Genomic DNA, 19851 nt, shown 5'->3' with positions numbered 1-19851 from the left:
CGTCAAGCTGCCTGCTTGACGGCGTCCTTCAGGGCCTTGATCAGGTCGGTCTTCTCCCAGGAGAACGAGCCATCGCGACCAGCCTTGCGGCCGAAATGGCCGTAGGCGGAGGTCTTGGCGTAGATCGGCTTGTTCAGATCCAGGTGCTTGCGGATACCGGTCGGCGACAGATCCATCACGCTGCGCACGGCAGCTTCGATGGCTTCTTCGCTGACCGTGCCCGTGCCGTAGAGGTCGACATAGACCGACAGCGGCTGAGCCACGCCAATTGCGTAAGCGAGCTGGATCGAGCAACGCTCTGCAAGCCCGGCTGCAACCACGTTCTTGGCGAGGTAGCGAGCTGCATATGCGGCGGAACGGTCGACCTTGGTCGTGTCCTTGCCCGAAAACGCGCCGCCGCCATGGGGCGCTGCGCCGCCATAGGTGTCGACGATGATCTTGCGGCCGGTGAGGCCCGTGTCGCCATCGGGGCCGCCGATGACGAACTTGCCGGTCGGATTGATGTACCAGACGCAGTCGTCGGCGATCTGGATGTCGCTCAGCGCTTCGCGAATGTAAGGCTCGACGACCGAGCGGACCTTCTTGGAATCCCAGGCACCGTCGTAGTGCTGGGTCGAAAGCACGATCTGCGTGACTTCGGCGGGCTTGCCGTCGACATAGCGTACCGTGACCTGGCTCTTGGAGTCCGGGCCGAGGCCCGCGACATCGCCTTCGCCCTTCTTGCGTGCCGCTGCCAGCACCTCGAGGATCTTGTGGGAATAGTAGATCGGCGCCGGCATCAGCTCCGCGGTTTCGCGGCAGGCGTAGCCGAACATGATACCCTGGTCGCCGGCACCTTCGAAGCCCTGGTTGTCTGAAGCATTGTCGACGCCCTGCGCGATGTCGGTCGACTGCGAATGCAAAAGCACGTCGATCTTCGCCGTCTTCCAATGGAAGCCGTTCTGTTCGTAACCGATGTCACGGATGGCGCGGCGCGCGATCGACTTGAACCGGGACGGGTTGATGACCGACTTCCCGTCCTTGTCTTTCTTCATGAGCGTTTCGGGAATGCGCACTTCGCCGGCAATCACGACGCGGTTCGTCGTGGCAAGGGTCTCGCAGGCGACACGCACCGTCCAGGGATCAACGCCGGTCTTCTTGGCTTCCTTGTAGACGAGATCGACGATTTCGTCCGAGATGCGGTCGCAGACCTTGTCGGGATGACCTTCGGAGACGGATTCGCTCGTAAAGAAGTATTCGGCGCGCGCCATTCCATGACCCTTTTCAGGCTTTCAAATCTCGCCCTGTGATATTGAAGGCGAAGCCCAAAAACAAGCGTAGAACGACATAAATATATCTTGATATGAGCATTTCCATCCGCAAGTCGCGCTTCGGATAGAACGGGCTCATGGCGGAGGATCGGGTCGACGGCGCCCTTTCGCTCTCCGTGATTGCTAGTCTGGTTGATCGCCTGCCAGCGCCTTGGCCAGTTCGATCAGCTTGCGGCGAACCTTCGGATCTTCGATGCGCACGAAGGCACGATTGAGCTGAAGTCCTTCCGAAGACGACAGGAAGTCGACGACATAATTGGGGCTGGCCGCCTCGGAAAAGCCACCCGGCGCGGAGGTGTCTCCGGGAGCATCTTCGAAGAAGAACGATACCGGGACGCTCAGGATAGAGGAAATGTTCTGAAGGCGGCTGGCACCGACGCGGTTGGTGCCTTTTTCGTATTTCTGGATCTGCTGGAAGGTGATGCCCAGGCTCTCGCCAAGCTTTTCCTGGCTCATCCCCATCATCGTTCGTCTCAGGCGAATGCGGCTGCCGACATGGATGTCGATAGGATTGGGCTTCTTCTTGTTAGTGATCATGACACTACCTCTGCGCGCGGCCACCCGAAAATTGCTCGACAAGGGTTCCGATATAGCAAGGTGGCGCGTCGCCCCGTCCGAGATTGAACGAGCCGTATGGTCACTATACGCGAGATTGCCCTTGCAAATGACTATGCAATTCTAGGGGTTTTTAGTCAATTCTCCGGCGCTTGAAACCGTAACGCGCAGTAGCAGCTCCTAACAAAAGTATCACGATTATCAACCAGAAGTTTTGTGTGCGATCGCTGTTGTTCCAATTTGATACGGTTTTGGGCGGCACCTGAGCGTCGATGACCCCCACGGCATCCAGTCCGAGCCCTTCGATGATTCGCCCCTGGCTGTCGGTAATTGCCGATATCCCGTTGTTGGCCGCACGAACGAGCGGCAGGCCGAGCTCGACGGCGCGAACCTGCGCCTGCCGGAAATGCTGGTAGGGACCCGGCGTCGCGCCGTACCAGGCATCGTTGGTGACGTTGAGGATAAAATCGGGGGTGTTGTCTCCCTCTGGCAGTTCCAGCGGGAAGATGGCTTCGTAGCAGATCAGGGGAAGCGCGGTGCCGGTCGGCAGCGTCAGCAGGCTTGTGGCCGGTGCAGGCGTGAAGCTCTCCGGCATCTGCGCCACAGCCGAGAACCCGAGCGAGCTCATGAGGTCCGTCAGCGGCAGATATTCGCCGAACGGTACGAGATGAACCTTGTCGGCGGAGGCGATGATCTCGCCATCCTCGCCGATGACGCTGATCGCATTGTAGTAGCGCACCCCATCACCCGGCACCGTTTCCATCCGGATCGCGCCGGTGGCGAGCTGCTGGCCCGGCTGTAGGGATTGCGCGATCGCTTCGAGCGCGATCGGCGCTTCGGTCAGAATGAAGGGTGCAGCCGTTTCCGGCCAGACGATGAGCGAGGGCACAGGCCCGCCCTCCGCCGGAGCCTGCCGGGTCAGTGCCAGGTGCTGTTCGAAAATCTGGTCGCGTTCCGCTTCGTCCCATTTGGTCGATTGCGGGATGGAGGGCTGGACGATGCGGATCGTCGGCGCGCCTTCGGCTGGGGTAGCGGTCGCCGTGTTTAGCACATAGGCACCGTAGCCGAGATGGGCGGCCACGAGTGCTGCGGCCAATGCAAGACCGAGCCGCATATGCTGGCGTGTCGCCAGAAGCGCCGGCATGGAAAAGGTGAAGATGGAAAGGGCGGTGATGCCGTTCAGCCCGAGGATCGGCGCCGTCTGCATGGCAACCGGCAGCGGCATCGCGCCATAGCCGATCGTGTTCCACGGAAAGCCCGTCAGGATGAAGCTTCTCAGCCACTCCATGAGCGCAAGCCCGAAGGCGAGAGCCGCAATGCGCCCGAGACCGTCGGACCACAAAATGCGGGCGATCGCCGTGCCGAAGCCGAAAAACAGCGCGAGAAAGGCAGGCAGACCCAGAACGGCAAGGGGAATGGCCCAGGCGAAGCTTTCGGCCTCCACCAGGAGCGCGTTCCCAAGCCACCAGAGGCCAGCAAGGAAATAGCCGAAGCCAAAATACCAGCCGGTCACGAAGGCGGGCCAGAGGCGACGCAGGAACCCCCGGTCCGGATCGCCACTTGCGCCGTCGAGAAGCCAGACGAGGATCGGAAACGTCAGGAACATCGCGAAGAAGAAGTCGAACGGCGGCAGTGCCAGCACGGCGAGCGCACCGGCCAGGATGGCAATGACTGCCCGCTGCCAACCCCAGGCGAGCATGAGGCTGCCTGCGAACACTTCCAATGTATTCATGATGGCTTGCCCCTTGCCCGAATCGCCGGCGCCATCCTTCCAAAAAAAGCCGCCGCTGTCTCGAAGGCAGCGGCGGCTGATCTGTGTGGGGATGAAGGATCAGGCACCCGAGTGCGCCGTCAGCCTCTTTGCGACTGCTCCAGCGGCTGCGGCACCGGTGGCGATACCGCTGCGATGGGCTGCTCGTTCACAGGCTCGGGTGCCGGCAGAGCGAGCGGCTGAGCGTTGCTTTCCAACTCCGGCCGTGCCGGACGGCGGCGGCGGTCGTTGTGGCGCTTGCGCACGATGCGAACCCGCTTGATGCGGCGAGGATCGGCGTCGAGCACATGAAACTCGAAGCCGGGCAGCGCCTGGACGAGTTCCCCGCGGGCCGGAATGCGGCCGAGCTCCGAAAAGATCAGGCCGCCCAGCGTGTCAACGTCCTCGATCTGTTCGGACACATCGAAATCAGGGCCGATCGCTTCCGCGATATCCTCGAGTTCGGCCTTGGCATCCACCAGGAAGACGTCGTCGGACGATCGCGTGATCATGACTTCTTCATCGTCATGCTCGTCCGCGATGTCGCCAACGACCATCTCGACGATGTCTTCCAGCGAAACGAGACCGTCGGTCCCGCCATATTCATCGATGACGAGGGCCATCTGGGTGCGCGTCGCCTGCATGCGCTCCATGAGGTCGGAAGCGAGCATGGATGGCGGCACGAACAGCACCTTGCGGATGATGCCGGCTTCCTGGACGGTCTTCGAGAGATCCACCCGCCCGAGATCGACCGCGGGCCGCGGCTTGGCCTTGTCGCCACTGCCAGCCTGGCCATTGGCGTTCGCGGCACCGCTGGTCTTGGTGGTCGTCGCCCGACGTTTGGACCGGGCCTGCTTGGTGATGTAGCCGAGAAGGTCACGGATATGAACCATGCCGCGCGGATCATCGAGATGATCGGCATAGACCGGCATGCGCGAGTGCCCGGATTCCTCGAAATGGACGAGCAGTTCCGCAAGGGTCGTGGTCTGATCGACACTGTCGACGTCGGCACGCGGCACCATCACGTCTTCCACGCGCACTTCGCGCAGCCGCAGGATGTTGTGCAGCATGGCGCGTTCTTCGGGTGAGAACGCGAGATTGTGTTCGGCGTCGCTCAGGAGAGCGTCGGCGAAATTATCGCGGATATTGTTGCGATCTGTGGGCCTCAACCAGCGCGTCGCCTTGGACCATAGATTTAAGGGGCCGGTCCGTCTGCGCTGCTGAGGCTTCGTACTCGGAGGTTGGGAGCCGTCTTCGCCGCTCTCATCGGAGGCGGGAGACGGCAGGGGCATTCGAACTTGTTCGTTCATTGTCTCTTCGTCGTGTCCAAGAGGGATTGTCCCTCATATGGGTCTGATATGCCGAGTGTGGCAAGAATACGGATCTCATGGTGTTCCATGATCTCAGCATCCTCGACCTCGATATGGTCGTAGCCGAAGAGATGAAGATAGCCGTGCACGAGGAGATGCGCCAGATGATCGCCTGAACTTCGTTGTAAGTCCTTGGCTTCATTGGCAATTGTTTCACTTGCGAGCACGATGTCGCCAAGCATCGGTCCCGGCACGCCCCCTGGAACCAGTGGAAATGCGGGGAAAGACAGGACGTTCGTCGGCTTGTCCTTGTCGCGCCATTCGGCGTTGATCGTCCGCATCGCCGCGTCATTCGTGAAGAGCAGCGACAGCTCCGGCGACATGGCGGGGAATGGCTGATGAAGCTCGGTGGACAGATAGGCGTTTGCGGCCCCGAGCACTCGGGTCGCCGTCTCGTACAACGCTTCTTCCGCCGGCCAGTCGCCTGCCTCTACCGTGACCTGGATGTCGATCGTACCCATCGCGGCCGCGCTCATCGCGGATCGGGCTTGCCGCTTTCGTCGATCATGGTGCTGTCGGCGTCGTAGGCGCGAACGATGCGTGCCACCAGCGGGTGGCGCACCACGTCGACGTCGCGGAAGCGGCAGGTAATCACGCCCTCGACGCCCTTGAGGATGCGCAGCGCCTCGACCAGACCGGATTTCACCCCGCGCGGAAGGTCGATCTGGCTCGGGTCTCCGGTCACGATCATGCGGGCGTTTTCGCCCAGACGCGTCAGAAACATCTTCATCTGCATCGACGTCGTGTTCTGCGCTTCGTCGAGAATGACGACGGCGTTGGTCAGCGTGCGGCCGCGCATGAAGGCGAGCGGCGCGATTTCGATGACGCCGGCGGTGATCGCCCGCTCGACCTTGTCGCCGGGCATCATGTCGTAGAGTGCGTCATAGAGGGGGCGGAGATAGGGATCGACCTTCTCCTTCATGTCGCCCGGAAGAAAGCCCAGGCGCTCGCCTGCTTCGACGGCCGGACGGGACAGGATGATGCGGTCGATCGCACCGCGCTCCAGCAGCTGCGCCGCGTGGGCGACCGCGAGATAGGTCTTGCCGGTACCGGCCGGCCCGATGCCGAAGACGAGTTCGCTGCGCTCCATCGCGCGGATGTAGGCATCCTGCGTCGGCGTACGCGCCACCAGCGTCTTCTTGCGGGTGGAGATCTGCGCAAGCGCCATCTTGCCCTTGCGTTCCATGGTCGGGAAGATCAGCTGGTCGTCCGACGCAATCGCCATGCGAATGGCCCCTTCCACGTCGGACGCAGCGATTTCGCTGCCGGACTGCAGGCGTTCATAGAGAAAATCGAGTGTGCGGCGGGCATGGTCCGTCGCCGTAGCATCGCCGCGGATCGCGACCTGGTTGCCGCGGGCACGGGCATCGACGCCGAGTTTCTGCTCGATGAGAGCGAGGTTCTGGTCGAACTGGCCAAACAGCGCGCTTGCAAGTCTGTTGTTGTCGAAGGTGAGCACGATGTGGGTGGTGTCGGAGGCGCCGGAGGCGCTTCTGTCCGGCGGTGTCATGACGGGATCGTGCGCTTGCAAGCGGTGGGGCTCCTTTCGCTCAACTCATCGACAAACTATCAGCCTTGGATGCATTCGGCAAAGAGACTGTTGGCCTCGCTCGCCGTGATTCGTACCTTCACAATGTCGCCGATCGCACCGGCCTTTGCATCAACAATTGTTGGCTGCAACCACGGAGAGCGCCCGACGATCTGGCCTTCGCGACGTCCCGGCTTCTCGATCAGCAGGTCCACGGTCTTGCCGACGCACCCTTGCTGGAAAGCATATTGCTGCTTTGTGACAAGCGCTTGCAGGCGCAGCAGACGCTCCGACTTCACCTCTTCGGGCAGCAGATCCGTGGCTTCCGCCGCAGGTGTGCCCGGTCGTGGCGAGTATTTGAACGAGTAGGCAGCCGCATAGCCGACGTTTTCGATCAGGCGGAGTGTCGCTTCAAAATCCGCATCGGTCTCACCAGGGAAACCGACAATGAAATCGCCCGAAAGCGCAATGTCGGGCCGAGCGGCGCGAATCCGATCGATCAGGTGCAGATAGTCGTCCGCCTTGTGCTGGCGGTTCATCGCTTTGAGGATCGTATCCGATCCGGACTGCACCGGCAGGTGGAGATACGGCATCAGCTGCGAGAGGTCACGATGCGCCGCGATCAGCGCATCGTCCATGTCGCGGGGGTGGCTCGTCATGTAGCGAAGGCGGGCGATGCCGGGCACTTCCGCCAGACGGAAGAGAAGTTCGCCCAGCCCCCATTGCCGACCATCGGCGCCCGCGCCGTGCCACGCATTGACGTTCTGGCCGAGAAGAGTGAGTTCGCGCACGCCTGCCTCGGCCAGCGCTTCCGCCTCGGCCACGATTTGCGCCACCGATCGGGAGACTTCCGAGCCACGGGTATAGGGTACCACGCAGAAGGCGCAGAACTTGTCGCAGCCTTCCTGCACGGTGAGGAAGGCCGTGACGCCGCGCGCCTGGACGATCTTGCGGTCGGGCCGCGGCAGATGCGCGAACTTGTCCTCGATCGCATAGTCGGTATCGACCACGCGACGCCCGGCGCGCGCTTCGCTGACGATCTCGGGCAGCCGGTGATAGGTTTGCGGGCCGACGACGAGGTCGACCACCGGAGCGCGGCGGAAGATTTCCTGCCCTTCGGCCTGCGCGACGCAGCCCGTGATGCCGACGAGAAAATCCTTGGCGCCGGGTTCTGCCTTCGCCTTCTGCTTGGCGAGGCGACCGAGCTCGGAATAGACCTTTTCGGCCGCCTTTTCGCGGATGTGGCAGGTGTTGATGAGATAAAGGTCCGCATCCTCCGGCCGCTCCGTGCGGGCGTAGCCGTCCTTCGCCAGCGCGTCCGCCATGCGATCGGAATCGTAAGCGTTCATCTGGCAGCCATAGGTCTTCACATAGACCTTGCGCTGATTGGAATCCGCCGGCGCAGAAGAATTGTCGGCGGGCGAAGGCGTGCTTGCCAAAGGGGTGCTGGTTGATTGCATGGCCGCCTATTTAGTCGGTCCGGCGGCGGAAGAAAATGCCGGTTGCAGCAAAAGCGGAGAAGTCTAGCGCCGAAGCGCTTCCGCGAGCATGGTCTCGACTTCCTCACGCATCAGCCGGCTCACCACCTTGCGATCGCGCGCGTCCGACACCTCGCACGGTTTGCCGAAGCAGATCTCCACGTCGATCGCGCCTTCGCGCAGCACCGTCAAAAGGTGCGGCAGGAGCTCGACATCGCCCGGCCATGCGGCGAGGAAGCGATGTCGCCGCCCCATCGGCAGGCCCTGGATGCGGTTATAGGCAATTGAAACCGGCTGCAGCACCACGCCGGCATGGGCATCTTGGCCGGCCTGGCGGGCAACGCCAAGCAGCGATGACTTGAACTCCAGAACACGGTTGCCGTCCGACGTCGTGCCCTCGGCAAAGAGAACGACGATCTCGCCCCGCTCAAGCCTCTCAGTGATGGCGCTGACCTGCTCGCCGGTGGAGCGCCGCTGGCTGCGTTCGACGAAGATCGAGCGCTGCCAACGTGCCAGCCGCCCGAAGACCGGCCAGTCCTTCACTTCCGATTTGGCGATGAACGCCACGTCTGCAACCGAACCGAGCGCGATGATGTCGAGCCACGACACGTGGTTCGAAATCAGCATCAGCGGGCCGTTCGGATGCCGAGTACCGCGCGTGGTGACCTTCAGACCGAGAACGGGGCACATCAGCCGGTGCCAAAGCCGCGGAATGCGGCGCGCGAGCGGCTGATCACGCCACAATGCAAAAAGGTGAGGCGGCAAAAGAACCGCGGTGATGGCCAGAAAGGCGAGGGCGACATAGACGAGACGCAGCCAGCCGATCATCGCAGTCTCGTCTTCCGCGGGAGCTCAAGCACCGAGCGTGCACGCACTCTCAGGCATCGCCTTTCTTGAGCGGGATGCCGTAGAGCTCCAGCCGGTGGTCTACAAGACGAAAGCCGTGCTCGCGGGCGATCCGCTCCTGCAGCGCTTCGATTTCGGCCGAATGGAACTCGATGACCTGCCCGGTCTTGAGGTCGATGAGGTGGTCGTGGTGTTCTTCCGGCACCGTTTCGTAGCGCGAACGCCCATCTCGGAAATCGTGCCGCTCGATGATGCCGATATCCTCGAACAGACGCACGGTGCGGTAGACGGTCGAGATGGAAATTTTCGGATCCACCTCGACGGAGCGGCGGTAGAGCTCTTCCACGTCCGGGTGGTCGTCCGCGCCATCGAGCACGCGCGCGATGACGCGGCGCTGCTCGGTCATGCGCATGCCGCGCTCGGCGCAGCGTTCTTCCAGTGGCTTTGTCTCGCTGGTCACGAACGCTCCGACCCTCTTATCGTTCAGTTCCCCGCCGTCAGAGCACGACCGGCGAGGGTTAGCCGCACTAAATCAGATCAAGCCGCATGACAAGCGCCGTCGTCCGTCGTCCATCGGCGGCTTTGTAGTAGGCCTCTCGTTCGCCCACCTGGACGAAGCCGAGTCGGCGGTAAAGTGCCAGCGCCGGCAGATTTGCGGCATCGACCTCCAGAAAGATCGAGGCGACGCCTTCCTGGCGCATCTGCCGGATACCGGCAAGCATCAGCCGCCAGCCGATGCCCTGGCTGCGGAATTTTTCGCGCACGGCGATCGTCAGCACTTCGGCCTCGTCCGCCGCCGTGCGCAGCAATATGAAGCCGGCAAAGGATCCGCGTCCCGCCGGAGACTGACGTGCGACGAAACCGTACACGTTGGTCTGCGTCAGGAGAACGTCGATTTCCTCCGCGCTCCAGGGCCGCGAAAAGCTCGCACCATGCAGCTCGGCCGCGCGATCGCAGTCGGCCTGTTCCATCGGCACGACCTCGACATCGGCGGTGCGGGAGAAGAAGCCGCCGATCATCGCGCCAATCGCTCCTGCCGCGCCAGGAAGTAGGCCTCCTGCGGCTTGGCATCGGGCGATCGCAGATAGAGCGGGGCCGGCGGTGCGCTCGCGGTTTTTCCTGCCCCGATCCGGGCGACATCCAGGATCTCGACCGTGCCCGCTTCGGAGATTACGCGCTCCGGCTGGCCTGTCAGGGAAGCAACGAGAGACGCGCCGGTGCCGATGAGGCGGGCATCATGGCGCGTCGCCAGATCCGCCGCTTCCGCCACGGACAGTGCGGCCGGATCGGTCAGTGGCGTGCCGTCGGCTGCGAAGACTTGCGCGAAAACCTCGTCACGCCGTGCATCGAGAACGGCCATGATGGCTGTATTCGCAGTCTCGGCTGAAGCTGCCAACGCCTCGAGTGTGGTCACCCCAACGGAAGGGCGCCCGAGCGCCAGCGCCAGCCCGCGCGCGGTGGCGACACCCACGCGGATGCCAGTGAACGAGCCAGGGCCAACCGTCACGGCGATCCGGTCGATTTGTTTGAGGGCAATGCCAGCCTCGGCCCGTGCCGCTTCGATCACCGCCATCATGCGCTCCGCATGACCTCGGCCGATATCCTCCACGACGCGTCCCAGCGTGGTGTCGCTGGACGCGTCGTAGAAAGCCGCGGCGCAAAGATTGGCCGAAGAATCGAGGGCGAGAATGATCATGGCACCGGTCTAGCCGCTGGCAGCGATCGGGTAAACGACGAGCTGCACAGCGCTTGCGCCTTAGGCGGAGGTTGTCATGTCGACGACGACCCGTCCGCGGATCTTGCCGTCCAGAATATCCGTTGCCGCGCCGATGATATCCTCAAAGCCGATCGTCTTCGAAATCGCCTTGAGTTTCTCCATGTCGAGGTCCTTGGCAATGCGCTGCCACGCCTCGATACGCACCGGCTTCGGCGCCATCACCGAATCGATTCCGCAAAGCGTGACGCCGCGCAGGATGAACGGGGCGACCGTCGTCGGCAAATCCATGCCCTGGGCAAGACCGCAGGCCGCGACCACGCCACCATAGCGGGTTTGGGCCAGAAGATTGGCCAGCGTATGGCTGCCGACCGCGTCGATACCGCCGGCAAAACGTTCCTTGCCGAGCGGCTTGCCGGGTTCGGAGAGCTCCGTCCGGTCGATCACTTCGGTCGCGCCGAGCGATTTCAGAAAGTCCGCTTCGCCCATGCGACCGGTCGAGGCGACCACCTCAAAGCCGAGCTTCGAGAGAAGCGCGATCGCGACCGTGCCGACCCCGCCATTCGCACCGGTCACAGCGATCGGCCCGGATGCCGGCGTGATCCCGTGGCGCTCAAGCGCCATGACGGAGAGCATCGCCGTGTAACCTGCCGTGCCGACAGCCATCGTGTCATGGGTACTCATGCCCTCCGGCAGCGGGATAAGCCAGTCGCTCTTGAGCTGCATGTAGCGGGCGTAGGCGCCGAGATGGGTTTCGCCGACGCCAAACCCGTTGAGCAGCACCTTGTCCCCTGCCTTGAATTCCGTGCCGGTGGAAGAAACGACCGTGCCGGCGGCATCGATGCCGGGAACCATCGGCCAGCGGCGCACGACCGGCCCTTTGCCGGTGATGGCAAGCCCATCCTTGTAGTTGACGGTTGTCGCCTCGACCTCGACGACGACGTCGCCTTCCATCAGATCGGCGCTCGTGAGTTCGGTGATCGCCACCGACTGCTTCTTGTTCTCATCGCGCGAGACGACAATGGCCCTGAACGGCTCCTGCATGCGCTTCCTCCTTCGCTTGCAATCCAACTCAAGAAATAGGCGCGTCTTGCCCGATGCGAAACCTTATTCGGCTTGGTCTTTCGGTGTGGTCCGGCCCTGCCGCCATGCAAGAATTTCATCGAGCACGATCGAAACCGCGCCGATGGTGATGAAGCTGTCGGCGAGGTTGAAGACGGCAAAGGACCAGGTCTCGGTATAGACAAGGATGTAATCGACGACGTGGCCGTAGGCCGCCCGGTCGATCAGATTGCCGATGGCACCGCCGACGATCAGCGCATAGCCAAGATGGGCGAAGAACCGATCCGGCGCGGTCGACCGCCAGAGATAGACGACGAAGCAGACGATCAACGTCGTCACCGCAACCAGCGTCCATTCCGACTGTCCGGCGAGGAAGGAAAACGCGATGCCCTCATTGTAGGTGCGGAAGAGCGCCAGCATCGGCAGCAATTCGATCGGCTGCTGCAGTGGCAGAGCCGCCTCGACCCAGAGCTTGATCGCCTGATCGGCAGCAATCAGCAGTGCCAGCAGGCCAAGCGCCGGCAGGGGCCGGGAAAGGGGGGTGGGCTTGGCCATCGGGGTCATGTCTCCAGGGAAAGAAAATGCCGGCGCGCCTCGAAGAGCATCAGCCCGGTCGCGACGGCAAGATTAAGGCTGTCGGCCCGACCCTGCTGCGGAATGCGCGCGAGCGCCGAACAGGCAGACGACAATTCCTGCGGCAGGCCCTGTTGCTCATTGCCCATCAGGAGCACTGTCGGTGCTTTTTTGAAGTCGATGGTGCGATAGTCCACCGCACCTTCGAGGTGTGTGCCAACGAGCGGTGCCTTGTGCTTTGCGCACCAGGCGAGGAACTCAGGAACCGAGGCCCGGTAGAGCGGCACGGCGAAGATGGAGCCCATGGTTGCCCGCACCGTCTCCAGCGCGAACGGATCCGTCGTTTCGCCGACGAGCACGATACCGGACGCGCCGGCCGCATCGGCGGTGCGGATGATGGTGCCGAGATTGCCGGGATCGCGCACCCGGTCGAGCGCAAGCCAGGTCTCGCCCCTGGCCGGCGTTTGCCGGTCGAGCTTGCCATACCGCTGCTCGAACACGCCGACGACCATCTGCGGATTGTCCCGCCGCGTGATCGTCGACAGCACTTTTTCGCTGACTTCGAGCACCAGCGCACCGGCGTTCAGTGCCTTCAGCGCCGTCGGCTCCACATGCGGGCGCCCCTTGGCGTTCTTGGCGTAGATCAGCGTCGAGATCGTCCAGCCGAGATCGAGCGCGTCGATGACGAGCTTCAGGCCCTCGGCCAGAAACTGCCCGCTCTCCTCACGGTTCTTTTTCTGGGTGAGACCACGAATGTCCTTGATCAGGGGGTTGGTGAGGCTCGTGACCTCCTTCACCTGGCCAATGCGGCGGCGTTCGGTCATTTGGGCAGCCACCGTGAAAAGAGGGAGGTCGAAAGTGCGCGGCCCGCCTCGCTTTCGCGCAGGATGAGCTCGCCCGATTCCACCGTGCCGCCGGCGCCGCGCATCGTCTCGCGCATCAGCTCATGGATCGAATAGAACGACGCGCGGATGGAATAGGCCGTCAGGACGAGGCCTTCCGGCCGCTCGCTCAAGAGCTCGCGGCAGATGTCGAGCATCAGGGCGAGATGGTCGAACAGCTGCCAGATCTCGCCATTTGGCCCGCGGCCGAATTTCGGCGGGTCGGTGAGGATGATGTCGTAGCGGTTGCCGCGCCGCTCCTCGCGGGCGATGAATTTCATGGCGTCGTCGCAGATCCAGCGGATTGGCTTGTCGTCGAGCCGGGCGAGCGCCTGGTTTTCCCGTCCCCATCCGATCGCTTTCTTGGAGGCATCCACATGGGTGACCTCCGCGCCGTTGGCGGCGGCGATCAGAGAGGCGACGCCGGTATAGCCGAAGAGATTGAGCACCTTGAGCGGCCGATCGGCACGCGCAATGCGCTCTGCCATCCACGACCAGTGCGCCATCTGCTCGGGAAACACGCCGACATGGCGAAACGCGGTGAAGCGGCCATGAAAATCGACGTCCAGCAGCTTCATCGGCCAAGTTTCGCCGAGTGGCGTCTTCGGGAAGCGCCAACGGCCCATCCCGTCTTCCTCGGTATCGCCGGTAAAGACCGCGTCGACCTGGTCCCACTCTTTGGCCGGCAGCGTGCGCTGCCACAGCGCCTGCGCTTCCGGTCTCACGATGCGGTAGGGGCCGTACTGCTCCAGCTTCTCGCCCATGCCGCTGTCGACGAGCCGGTAACCGTCGGATCCTTCGCTTTCCAGAATGACAGGCACACGCTCGGCCGGACGCGCGCCGCGGCGTTGCGTCAGCGGACGTTCGGCAAGCGGCGGTTTCTGCGCGTCTTCGGCAGGCGCATCTCTTCGACTGCGTCGTGTCTTTGCACTCAAGGGCGGATCCATGGGCGAGCGGGCCGCAAAATGGCCGGGCTCATACTTTAAGGCATTCTCTTGCGCTCCCTCTTGGCAAAGCGCCCGGCGAATTGCAAGAAAGGCCCGGAAATCGAAGTGAAAGCGCGGAGGACGGCTTCATGGAAATGAATGGCAGCGAACGCATCCAGGCACCGCGTGAGAAGGTGTGGGAGGCCCTGAACGACCCGGAAATCCTGCGCCAGTGCATTCCGGGGTGCCAGTCTCTCGAGATGACTGGCGACAACGCGATGGCGGCGACCGTGAAGCTGAAGATCGGCATCGTGTCCGCCACCTTCAACGGCAACGTGACGCTGGAAAACATCGACGCGCCGAAGGGCTACACGATCTCGGGCGAAGGCAAGGGCGGCGTCGCGGGCTTCGCCAAGGGCGGTGCCGACGTGTCGCTCGAGGAGGACGGGGCCGAGACGGTGCTGAACTATGACTGCAAGGCACAGGTTGGCGGCAAGATCGCCCAAATGGGCTCCCGCCTGATCGACAGCACCGCCAAGAAGCTCGCCGGGCAGTTCTTTGCCAAGTTCAACGAAGTGGTCAGCGGCGCCAACGCGTCGGCCTGAGGCGCGCGCCCGCATGTGACCCGGGTCGCCCTATCTGCCCGTCATGGTCGGGCTTGTCCCGACCATCTGCGCTTTTTTCCTAAATGGAGGTGCCGGTGGATCCTGGGGACAAGCCCTAGGATGACGGACTTGGATCATGATCTAGGTGAACTGCGCCAAGGCAATGCGTTGCGAACTGGCCGTATGCAGCACTGCCTGAATCAAGCCGCGCCAGTTACCGTCTCATAGACCAGAATTCCGGCGGCGAAATCTTCGAGGGCGCAGCCGGTTGATTTGAAGAGCGTGATCTCGTCGTCTGACGTTCGGCCGGGATGGGTCCCGCTGGCGAGCATGGCGAGATCGGCTTTCACGTCATCACGCGACACGATGCCGGCTGCGATCGGCTGGACGAGGTCGCCGCCTTCGGAGAGCGCGCCATCGAACGTGTCGACGAAGAGCGTCGCCCGGCGCACCGTTTCGTCGTCGCTCTCCCGAAGCTTCGGCGTGAACGCGCCGACGAGATCCACATGCGCGCCGGGCTTCAGCCACCGGCCGTCGATCAGCGGTGTCTCAGAGATCGTCGCGGAGGAAATAATATCGGCATCGCGGATGGCTTCCTCGCGATCTTCCACGACACGGACTTCGAACGGGTCGTCGCGCAGCGCCTCGGCAACCGCATCGGCGTTCCCCCGGCTGCGGTTCCAGAGCGTGACGTGCGAGATCGGCCGCATGGCGGCGTGCGCGCGGATGAGGTGAGGGGCAAGCCGGCCGGCGCCGAGCATGGCCATGCTGCTTGCGTTCTTGCGGGCGAGATAGCGGCCGGCGAGCGCCGACGCGGTGGCCGTGCGCCAGACCGTCAAAGCTTGCCCGTCGATGAGAGCGAGCGGTTCGCCGGTCTGCCCGTCGGAAAGGATGTAGACGCCCATGACGGCCGGCTTGGCGAGCGCGTTGTTGTCCGGGCTGACGGTCACGAGCTTCACGCCGATATAGCCATCGGCCGAAGTGCCCCGGGCGCAGAAGTCGCTCCAGGCCGGCATCAGGAGCAGCGTCGTGTCCGCGCCATCGGGTCGTTCTATAGTGTGGTGATGCCGCGTCGGCGCCTGAACGCCCTCGGCAAAGGTCCTAGCCAGCGCATCGGCAAGGGCCGTGTAACTGAGCACCCGGTCGACGTCGCTGGCGGAGATCACGCGCATGGGAAACGCACTTTCAAGATGGCGAGCGGATCACGTCCGGGCAGGCAAGTTGGACCCGGAGCCGCTCGTCAGGGAATTCGGTGAAGCACCGCCTGTCTGGCGGGCGAGATCGTTGGCGCGTTCGCGCTGCCGGTCCGCCTCGTTCTGCCACTTCGCCGCCTCGTACCGCTGCTTGCGGGCGCGGTTGCGGTAGTGTCCTTGCGTGAACCAGGTGGCGAGGCCGCCAATCAGGATGCCGAGCATCAGCGTGACGAACAGAAAGACGAAGAACGGGCCCGTGATCGACAGCACGCTGTCATCCGGAGCGAAAGGGTTCAGCGCCAGCGTCACCGCCCCGCGGTTCGCGATCGACAGGGCGATCAGGATGACGGCGATGGGCAACAGGATGAGGATGTTGACGAGTTTTCTCACGCGAAAGCGCCTCTTGGTAATGACTGGTGAACCGTGCCAGCTTCTTGATCGGCGGCTTTATGCGGACCGCGTTCAGTCGACCTGATCGGGGTTCAGGCGTTCACGCAGTTCCTTGCCGGTCTTGAAGAAGGGGACCCACTTCTCTTCGACGAAAACGGTTTCACCCGTGCGCGGGTTCCGGCCGGACCGCGACGGTCTGTTCTTCACCGAAAAAGCGCCAAAACCGCGCAGTTCGACGCGATTTCCATCGGCCAGAGCATTGGTGATCTCGTCCAGGATCGCATTGACGATGTTCTCGACGTCGCGATGGAAGAGGTGCGGATTACGAGACGCAATGATCTGCACCAGCTCCGACTTTATCACGGTGTGTTCCCCCAGTCGTCTCGTGCTTGTTGCCCGCCAAACTGCCAAACCGAAATCAGACCGTCAAGAAACAACTTCTGATCGGTAAAAGCTGACAGAACCTGGCTTCCAAGAGCGGAATTGCCGAACATTCCACCGATGAGGCCAGCTGCTGCCTGGCCGAAGAGCAGGCCACGCGAGCGCTCGGGCTCCCAGTCGACGATGTCGAGATTGGTGTCGATGTCACGCGTGCCGAGATAGGCGCGCACTTCGTCCTCCGCGCCGATGGCGTCGATCAAGCCGTTTTGAAGCGCCTGACGTCCCGTGAAGATCGACCCGTCGGCGATCGCAAGTGTCTCCGGCCGCGTCATGTTGCGCCGCTCGGCCACCAGATCGACGAACCAGTCGTAGGAGTCGGCGACGAGCCGGCCGATCATTTCTTCGGCTTCGGGATTGGCGGGTGAAAAAGGCGAGGGCTCTGCCTTGAGCGGCGACGACTTCACGGCGCCTACGCTGACGCCGATATTGTCGAGGAGCTCGGAAATATTGCCGTATTGGAAGATCACGCCGATCGACCCGACGATGGAAGCCTCGCCGGCAACGATGTGGTCGGTGGCGCTGGCGATCATGTAGCCGGCAGAGGCGGCAAGGCCGCGCACTTCGGCGACGACGGGTTTGACGGCGGAAATGTCCCGCACCGCCTTATAGAGCACCTCGCCGCCATAGGTGGTGCCACCGGGGGACTCGATGCCGATGACGACGGCCCGAACGTTCGGATCATCGCGGACATCCTCGAGGCGTTCCAGCAGGTCTTCATTTGCCGTGATGACCCCGGAAACCATGACGCGCGCAATATGGGACCGTGCCTTGTCACCGCGCTCGGCAAACCTACCGGCATAGGTGAGGCCGAAAACGAGCAGCACGACGGCCAGCAGGCCGACGATGCGCCAAAAGGCCAGTTTGCGTCTGAGCCGCCGACGATCGGCGATGCCAGATTGGTCCAAGATAACAATCCTTTCACGTGATCACGTGGCCGGTTTCCATACCAGAGCCGCAACCGCTGCGCCATGACGGCAGAGGAAATATCGCCGACACATCCGTCGTCGACTGGTCGGTCAACGGCAAAATAACCATATTGGCGCACAAGGTCGGAGTGTGACGGATCAAAAGAGCGGCGAAATGGCAGTGAGTGGCGAGGCGATGGCGGACGGCAGCGGTACGGAAATCAGCCGTGCTGCGCGCGAATACCGCAAGGGGCAGCGCCATTCCGCCTGGGTGAAACGGCTCAAGATTTTGCTGCCGGTGGTGTCGATCGGCCTTGCGGTCGCGTTCGTCGTCGTGTCGATTGCTTTCCGGGTCACCCCCGCCGACATCGTCTTCGATCGCATGACGATGGAAAACGGTGTCATCGTCATGGAAAATCCGGCGCTCTCCGGACAGAACGATGATCGCCGGACCTTCACGATGAACGCTGCGCGTGCCACCCAGAATGTCGCGACGCCCGATGTGATCACCTTGAACGACATCAACGCCGAACTGCCCGTCGGCGATAATGAGATCGCGAGCGTCGAGGCCGAGCGCGGGATCTATGATCGCCTGCTCGAAACCCTGGTGCTCGATGCACCCTTCACGGTGCGTGCGACCGGAGGGCTTGAAGTCGATCTTCAATCCGCCAGGTTCGACATGGGTGTCGGGGCCATGGAAACCAATGACGGTGTTGTTATCCGTAATGGCAAGACGTCTCTTGTTGCGCAGTCTGTTCGGATCAGGGATAACGGCGCGATCATAGTTTTCGAGCGTGACGTGCGGATGATTATCCATCCGTCGACGCTGAGCAGCCGCGAAGAAAGCGCCGACTGATATGTCTTCCATGAATTTCTATACTTCGTCGCTCGCCCGTCCGACGCGTTATGCGGCCTTTGTCCTTGCAGCGCTCGCTCTGTCCGTGCCGTCAATTCACGCACAAACGGTGGAGCGGCAAAGCTCGAGATTCGCTTTGTCCGAGGACCAGCCGATCCAGATCGAAAGCGATGAGCTTCAGGTCAGCGAAAGCGACGGCCGCGCTGATTTCACCGGCAATGTAAACGTCGTCCAGGGGGAGATGGTGCTGAAGTCGGGCGCCATGACCGTGTTCTACAGCGGCGATAGCGGCTCGGTCTCGACCGGAACGGCGGCGATCGAGCGCATCGAACTGCGCAACGACGTGCTTCTGCAATCCGGCGAGCAAACCGCGACGGCCGATGCCGGCACCTACGACATGTCGAACGAAATCCTGACATTATCCGGCGACAGGGTCGTTCTGTCGGAAGGCGACAATGTCCTCGTCGGGTGCAAGCTGACTGTCGAGGTCGCTAACGGCAATGCGCGCCTCGAAAGCTGCGGGAACCGGGTGCAGATCCAGTTGAACCCAGCCTCGCGGCCTTCGGAATAACGGCCTCAAGGACCCATCCTCTTGCTGAATTCTCTCTTCAACCGGGGAGCGCCGCCGGCGCGCGACAGCGATGCGCCATCCGAGGCGCGTTACCAGGGCACGCTGATCGCGAGAGGCCTGACCAAGAGCTACAAGTCGCGCGCCGTCGTCAACGGCGTTTCCCTCGGTGTGCGTCGCGGCGAAGCCGTCGGCCTTCTCGGGCCGAACGGTGCCGGAAAGACGACGTGCTTCTACATGATCACGGGGCTCGTTCCGGTCGATAAGGGCACGATCGAGATCGATGGCTTCGACGTGACGCAGATGCCGATGTATCGCCGGGCACGTCTCGGCGTCGGCTACCTGCCGCAGGAAGCTTCGATCTTTCGCGGCCTGAGCGTCGAGGAAAACGTCCGCGCCGTTCTCGAGGTCGTGGAGCCCGACCGGAAGAAGCGGTCCGAGAAGCTCGCCTCGCTGCTGGAAGAATTCCACATCGACCATCTCGCCAAGTCGCCGTCCATCGCGCTTTCGGGCGGCGAGCGGCGTCGGCTCGAAATTGCCCGCGCACTGGCCTCCGACCCGACCTTCATGCTGCTCGACGAGCCATTTGCCGGCGTCGATCCGATCGCAGTCGCCGACATTCAAAATCTGGTCCGCCACCTGACAAAGCGCGGCATCGGTGTTTTGATCACCGATCACAATGTGCGCGAGACGCTCGGCCTCATCGACCGGGCCTATATCATCCACCAGGGTGCGGTGCTCACCCATGGGCGGCCGGATGAAATCGTGGCCAACCCCGACGTTCGCCGCCTGTATTTGGGCGAACAGTTTACGCTTTAAGCACAATGTCGCAGAAATCTGCTTTGACTTGACCCGGTTCGGGAAAAAAGCAATTTTTGGGCCACATCACTTTGGTCGTGC

23 protein-coding genes are annotated in these 19851 nt (G+C 62.7%); 4 read left to right on the top strand and 19 right to left on the bottom strand.

Features of this window, described 5'->3' with window-relative positions; translation table 11 throughout:
• Nucleotides 1-2: 2 nt before the first annotated feature.
• The 15 genes from metK to PU133_RS00210 form a co-directional block, all read right to left on the bottom strand.
• Entirely contained in the window at nt 3-1250 is a 1248-nt protein-coding gene (metK, locus tag PU133_RS00280; protein WP_404863037.1) for a methionine adenosyltransferase, read from the bottom strand.
• Nucleotides 1251-1433: 183 nt separating this feature from the next.
• Nucleotides 1434-1847 carry a helix-turn-helix domain-containing protein gene (locus PU133_RS00275; protein WP_126006538.1) on the bottom strand — a complete coding sequence of 138 codons (414 nt, stop codon included), beginning with the start codon at nt 1845-1847 and terminating at the stop codon, nt 1434-1436.
• Nucleotides 1848-1998: 151 nt separating this feature from the next.
• Nucleotides 1999-3588 (bottom strand): apolipoprotein N-acyltransferase, encoded by a 1590-nt coding sequence (lnt, locus tag PU133_RS00270; RefSeq protein WP_404864599.1) that lies wholly within the window; start codon nt 3586-3588, stop codon nt 1999-2001.
• 128 nt (nt 3589-3716) lie between these two features.
• Nucleotides 3717-4925: a hemolysin family protein gene (locus PU133_RS00265; RefSeq protein WP_126006534.1), complete on the bottom strand. Its 1209-nt coding sequence runs from the start codon at nt 4923-4925 to the stop codon at nt 3717-3719.
• A complete protein-coding gene (ybeY, locus tag PU133_RS00260) occupies nt 4922-5446 on the bottom strand; it encodes an rRNA maturation RNase YbeY (RefSeq protein ID WP_404863036.1) in 525 nt (174 codons plus the stop codon). The genes PU133_RS00265 and ybeY overlap by 4 nt, the downstream gene beginning before the upstream one ends.
• 11 nt (nt 5447-5457) lie before the next feature.
• Nucleotides 5458-6495, bottom strand: a complete 1038-nt coding sequence (locus PU133_RS00255; RefSeq protein WP_126012518.1) for a PhoH family protein — start codon at nt 6493-6495, stop codon at nt 5458-5460.
• A gap of 59 nt (nt 6496-6554) precedes the next feature.
• Complete coding sequence (gene miaB, locus PU133_RS00250) at nt 6555-7973, bottom strand: tRNA (N6-isopentenyl adenosine(37)-C2)-methylthiotransferase MiaB (protein WP_404863035.1); 1419 nt, start codon at nt 7971-7973, stop codon at nt 6555-6557.
• A gap of 63 nt (nt 7974-8036) precedes the next feature.
• Nucleotides 8037-8819 carry a lysophospholipid acyltransferase family protein gene (locus PU133_RS00245; protein ID WP_404863034.1) on the bottom strand — a complete coding sequence of 261 codons (783 nt, stop codon included), beginning with the start codon at nt 8817-8819 and terminating at the stop codon, nt 8037-8039.
• A 49-nt stretch (nt 8820-8868) separates the two neighbouring features.
• Nucleotides 8869-9249, bottom strand: a complete 381-nt coding sequence (locus PU133_RS00240) for a Fur family transcriptional regulator (protein WP_126012515.1) — start codon at nt 9247-9249, stop codon at nt 8869-8871.
• A 115-nt stretch (nt 9250-9364) separates the two neighbouring features.
• On the bottom strand, nt 9365-9856 hold the full coding sequence (gene rimI / locus PU133_RS00235) for a ribosomal protein S18-alanine N-acetyltransferase (RefSeq protein ID WP_404863033.1): 492 nt from the start codon (nt 9854-9856) through the stop codon (nt 9365-9367).
• Nucleotides 9853-10533 (bottom strand): tRNA (adenosine(37)-N6)-threonylcarbamoyltransferase complex dimerization subunit type 1 TsaB, encoded by a 681-nt coding sequence (gene tsaB / locus PU133_RS00230; RefSeq protein WP_404863032.1) that lies wholly within the window; start codon nt 10531-10533, stop codon nt 9853-9855. The genes rimI and tsaB overlap by 4 nt, the downstream gene beginning before the upstream one ends.
• Before the next feature lie 60 nt (nt 10534-10593).
• The gene (locus PU133_RS00225; protein ID WP_404863031.1) at nt 10594-11595 is read right to left on the bottom strand and encodes an MDR family oxidoreductase; all 1002 of its coding nucleotides are present in this window, start codon (nt 11593-11595) and stop codon (nt 10594-10596) included.
• A gap of 63 nt (nt 11596-11658) precedes the next feature.
• Nucleotides 11659-12168, bottom strand: a complete 510-nt coding sequence (gene lspA / locus PU133_RS00220; protein WP_404863030.1) for a signal peptidase II — start codon at nt 12166-12168, stop codon at nt 11659-11661.
• A gap of 5 nt (nt 12169-12173) precedes the next feature.
• The gene (locus PU133_RS00215) at nt 12174-13010 is read right to left on the bottom strand and encodes a TrmH family RNA methyltransferase (RefSeq protein ID WP_404863029.1); all 837 of its coding nucleotides are present in this window, start codon (nt 13008-13010) and stop codon (nt 12174-12176) included.
• Nucleotides 13007-14014 carry a class I SAM-dependent methyltransferase gene (locus PU133_RS00210; protein ID WP_404863028.1) on the bottom strand — a complete coding sequence of 336 codons (1008 nt, stop codon included), beginning with the start codon at nt 14012-14014 and terminating at the stop codon, nt 13007-13009. Before PU133_RS00210 ends, PU133_RS00215 begins: the two co-directional genes overlap by 4 nt.
• 128 nt (nt 14015-14142) lie before the next feature.
• Here PU133_RS00210 and PU133_RS00205 point away from each other — a divergent pair, with 128 nt between their 5' ends.
• A complete protein-coding gene (locus tag PU133_RS00205) occupies nt 14143-14598 on the top strand; it encodes a CoxG family protein (RefSeq protein WP_404863027.1) in 456 nt (151 codons plus the stop codon).
• Between the two features lie 200 nt (nt 14599-14798).
• Here the strand turns inward: PU133_RS00205 and PU133_RS00200 are convergent, their stop codons facing one another.
• From PU133_RS00200 to sppA, 4 genes are all read right to left on the bottom strand, one after another.
• Complete coding sequence (locus tag PU133_RS00200; protein ID WP_404863026.1) at nt 14799-15770, bottom strand: ornithine cyclodeaminase family protein; 972 nt, start codon at nt 15768-15770, stop codon at nt 14799-14801.
• Nucleotides 15771-15800: 30 nt separating this feature from the next.
• Nucleotides 15801-16181 (bottom strand): DUF1049 domain-containing protein, encoded by a 381-nt coding sequence (locus PU133_RS00195; protein ID WP_404863025.1) that lies wholly within the window; start codon nt 16179-16181, stop codon nt 15801-15803.
• Between the two features lie 72 nt (nt 16182-16253).
• Nucleotides 16254-16544: an integration host factor subunit beta gene (locus PU133_RS00190; RefSeq protein ID WP_126006504.1), complete on the bottom strand. Its 291-nt coding sequence runs from the start codon at nt 16542-16544 to the stop codon at nt 16254-16256.
• Nucleotides 16541-17527 (bottom strand): signal peptide peptidase SppA, encoded by a 987-nt coding sequence (gene sppA, locus PU133_RS00185; protein WP_404863024.1) that lies wholly within the window; start codon nt 17525-17527, stop codon nt 16541-16543. The genes PU133_RS00190 and sppA overlap by 4 nt, the downstream gene beginning before the upstream one ends.
• 175 nt (nt 17528-17702) lie before the next feature.
• Between sppA and PU133_RS00180 the strand changes: the two genes are divergently transcribed.
• Genes PU133_RS00180 through lptB form a run of 3 tightly spaced genes read left to right on the top strand, consistent with a single transcriptional unit; the run spans nt 17703 to nt 19770 of the window.
• On the top strand, nt 17703-18383 hold the full coding sequence (locus PU133_RS00180; RefSeq protein WP_404863023.1) for an LPS export ABC transporter periplasmic protein LptC: 681 nt from the start codon (nt 17703-17705) through the stop codon (nt 18381-18383).
• Between the two features lie 10 nt (nt 18384-18393).
• Nucleotides 18394-18954 (top strand): LptA/OstA family protein, encoded by a 561-nt coding sequence (locus PU133_RS00175; RefSeq protein WP_404863022.1) that lies wholly within the window; start codon nt 18394-18396, stop codon nt 18952-18954.
• Nucleotides 18955-18978: 24 nt separating this feature from the next.
• Nucleotides 18979-19770 carry an LPS export ABC transporter ATP-binding protein gene (lptB, locus tag PU133_RS00170; protein WP_404864598.1) on the top strand — a complete coding sequence of 264 codons (792 nt, stop codon included), beginning with the start codon at nt 18979-18981 and terminating at the stop codon, nt 19768-19770.
• Nucleotides 19771-19851: the final 81 nt, after the last annotated feature.

The sequence above is a fragment of the Georhizobium sp. MAB10 genome (assembly GCF_045012825.1).
Classification (GTDB): Bacteria; Pseudomonadota; Alphaproteobacteria; order Rhizobiales; family Rhizobiaceae; genus Georhizobium; species Georhizobium profundi.
Note: the sequence above shows the minus strand (reverse complement) of the source record. Positions and strands in the feature narration are given on the sequence as shown.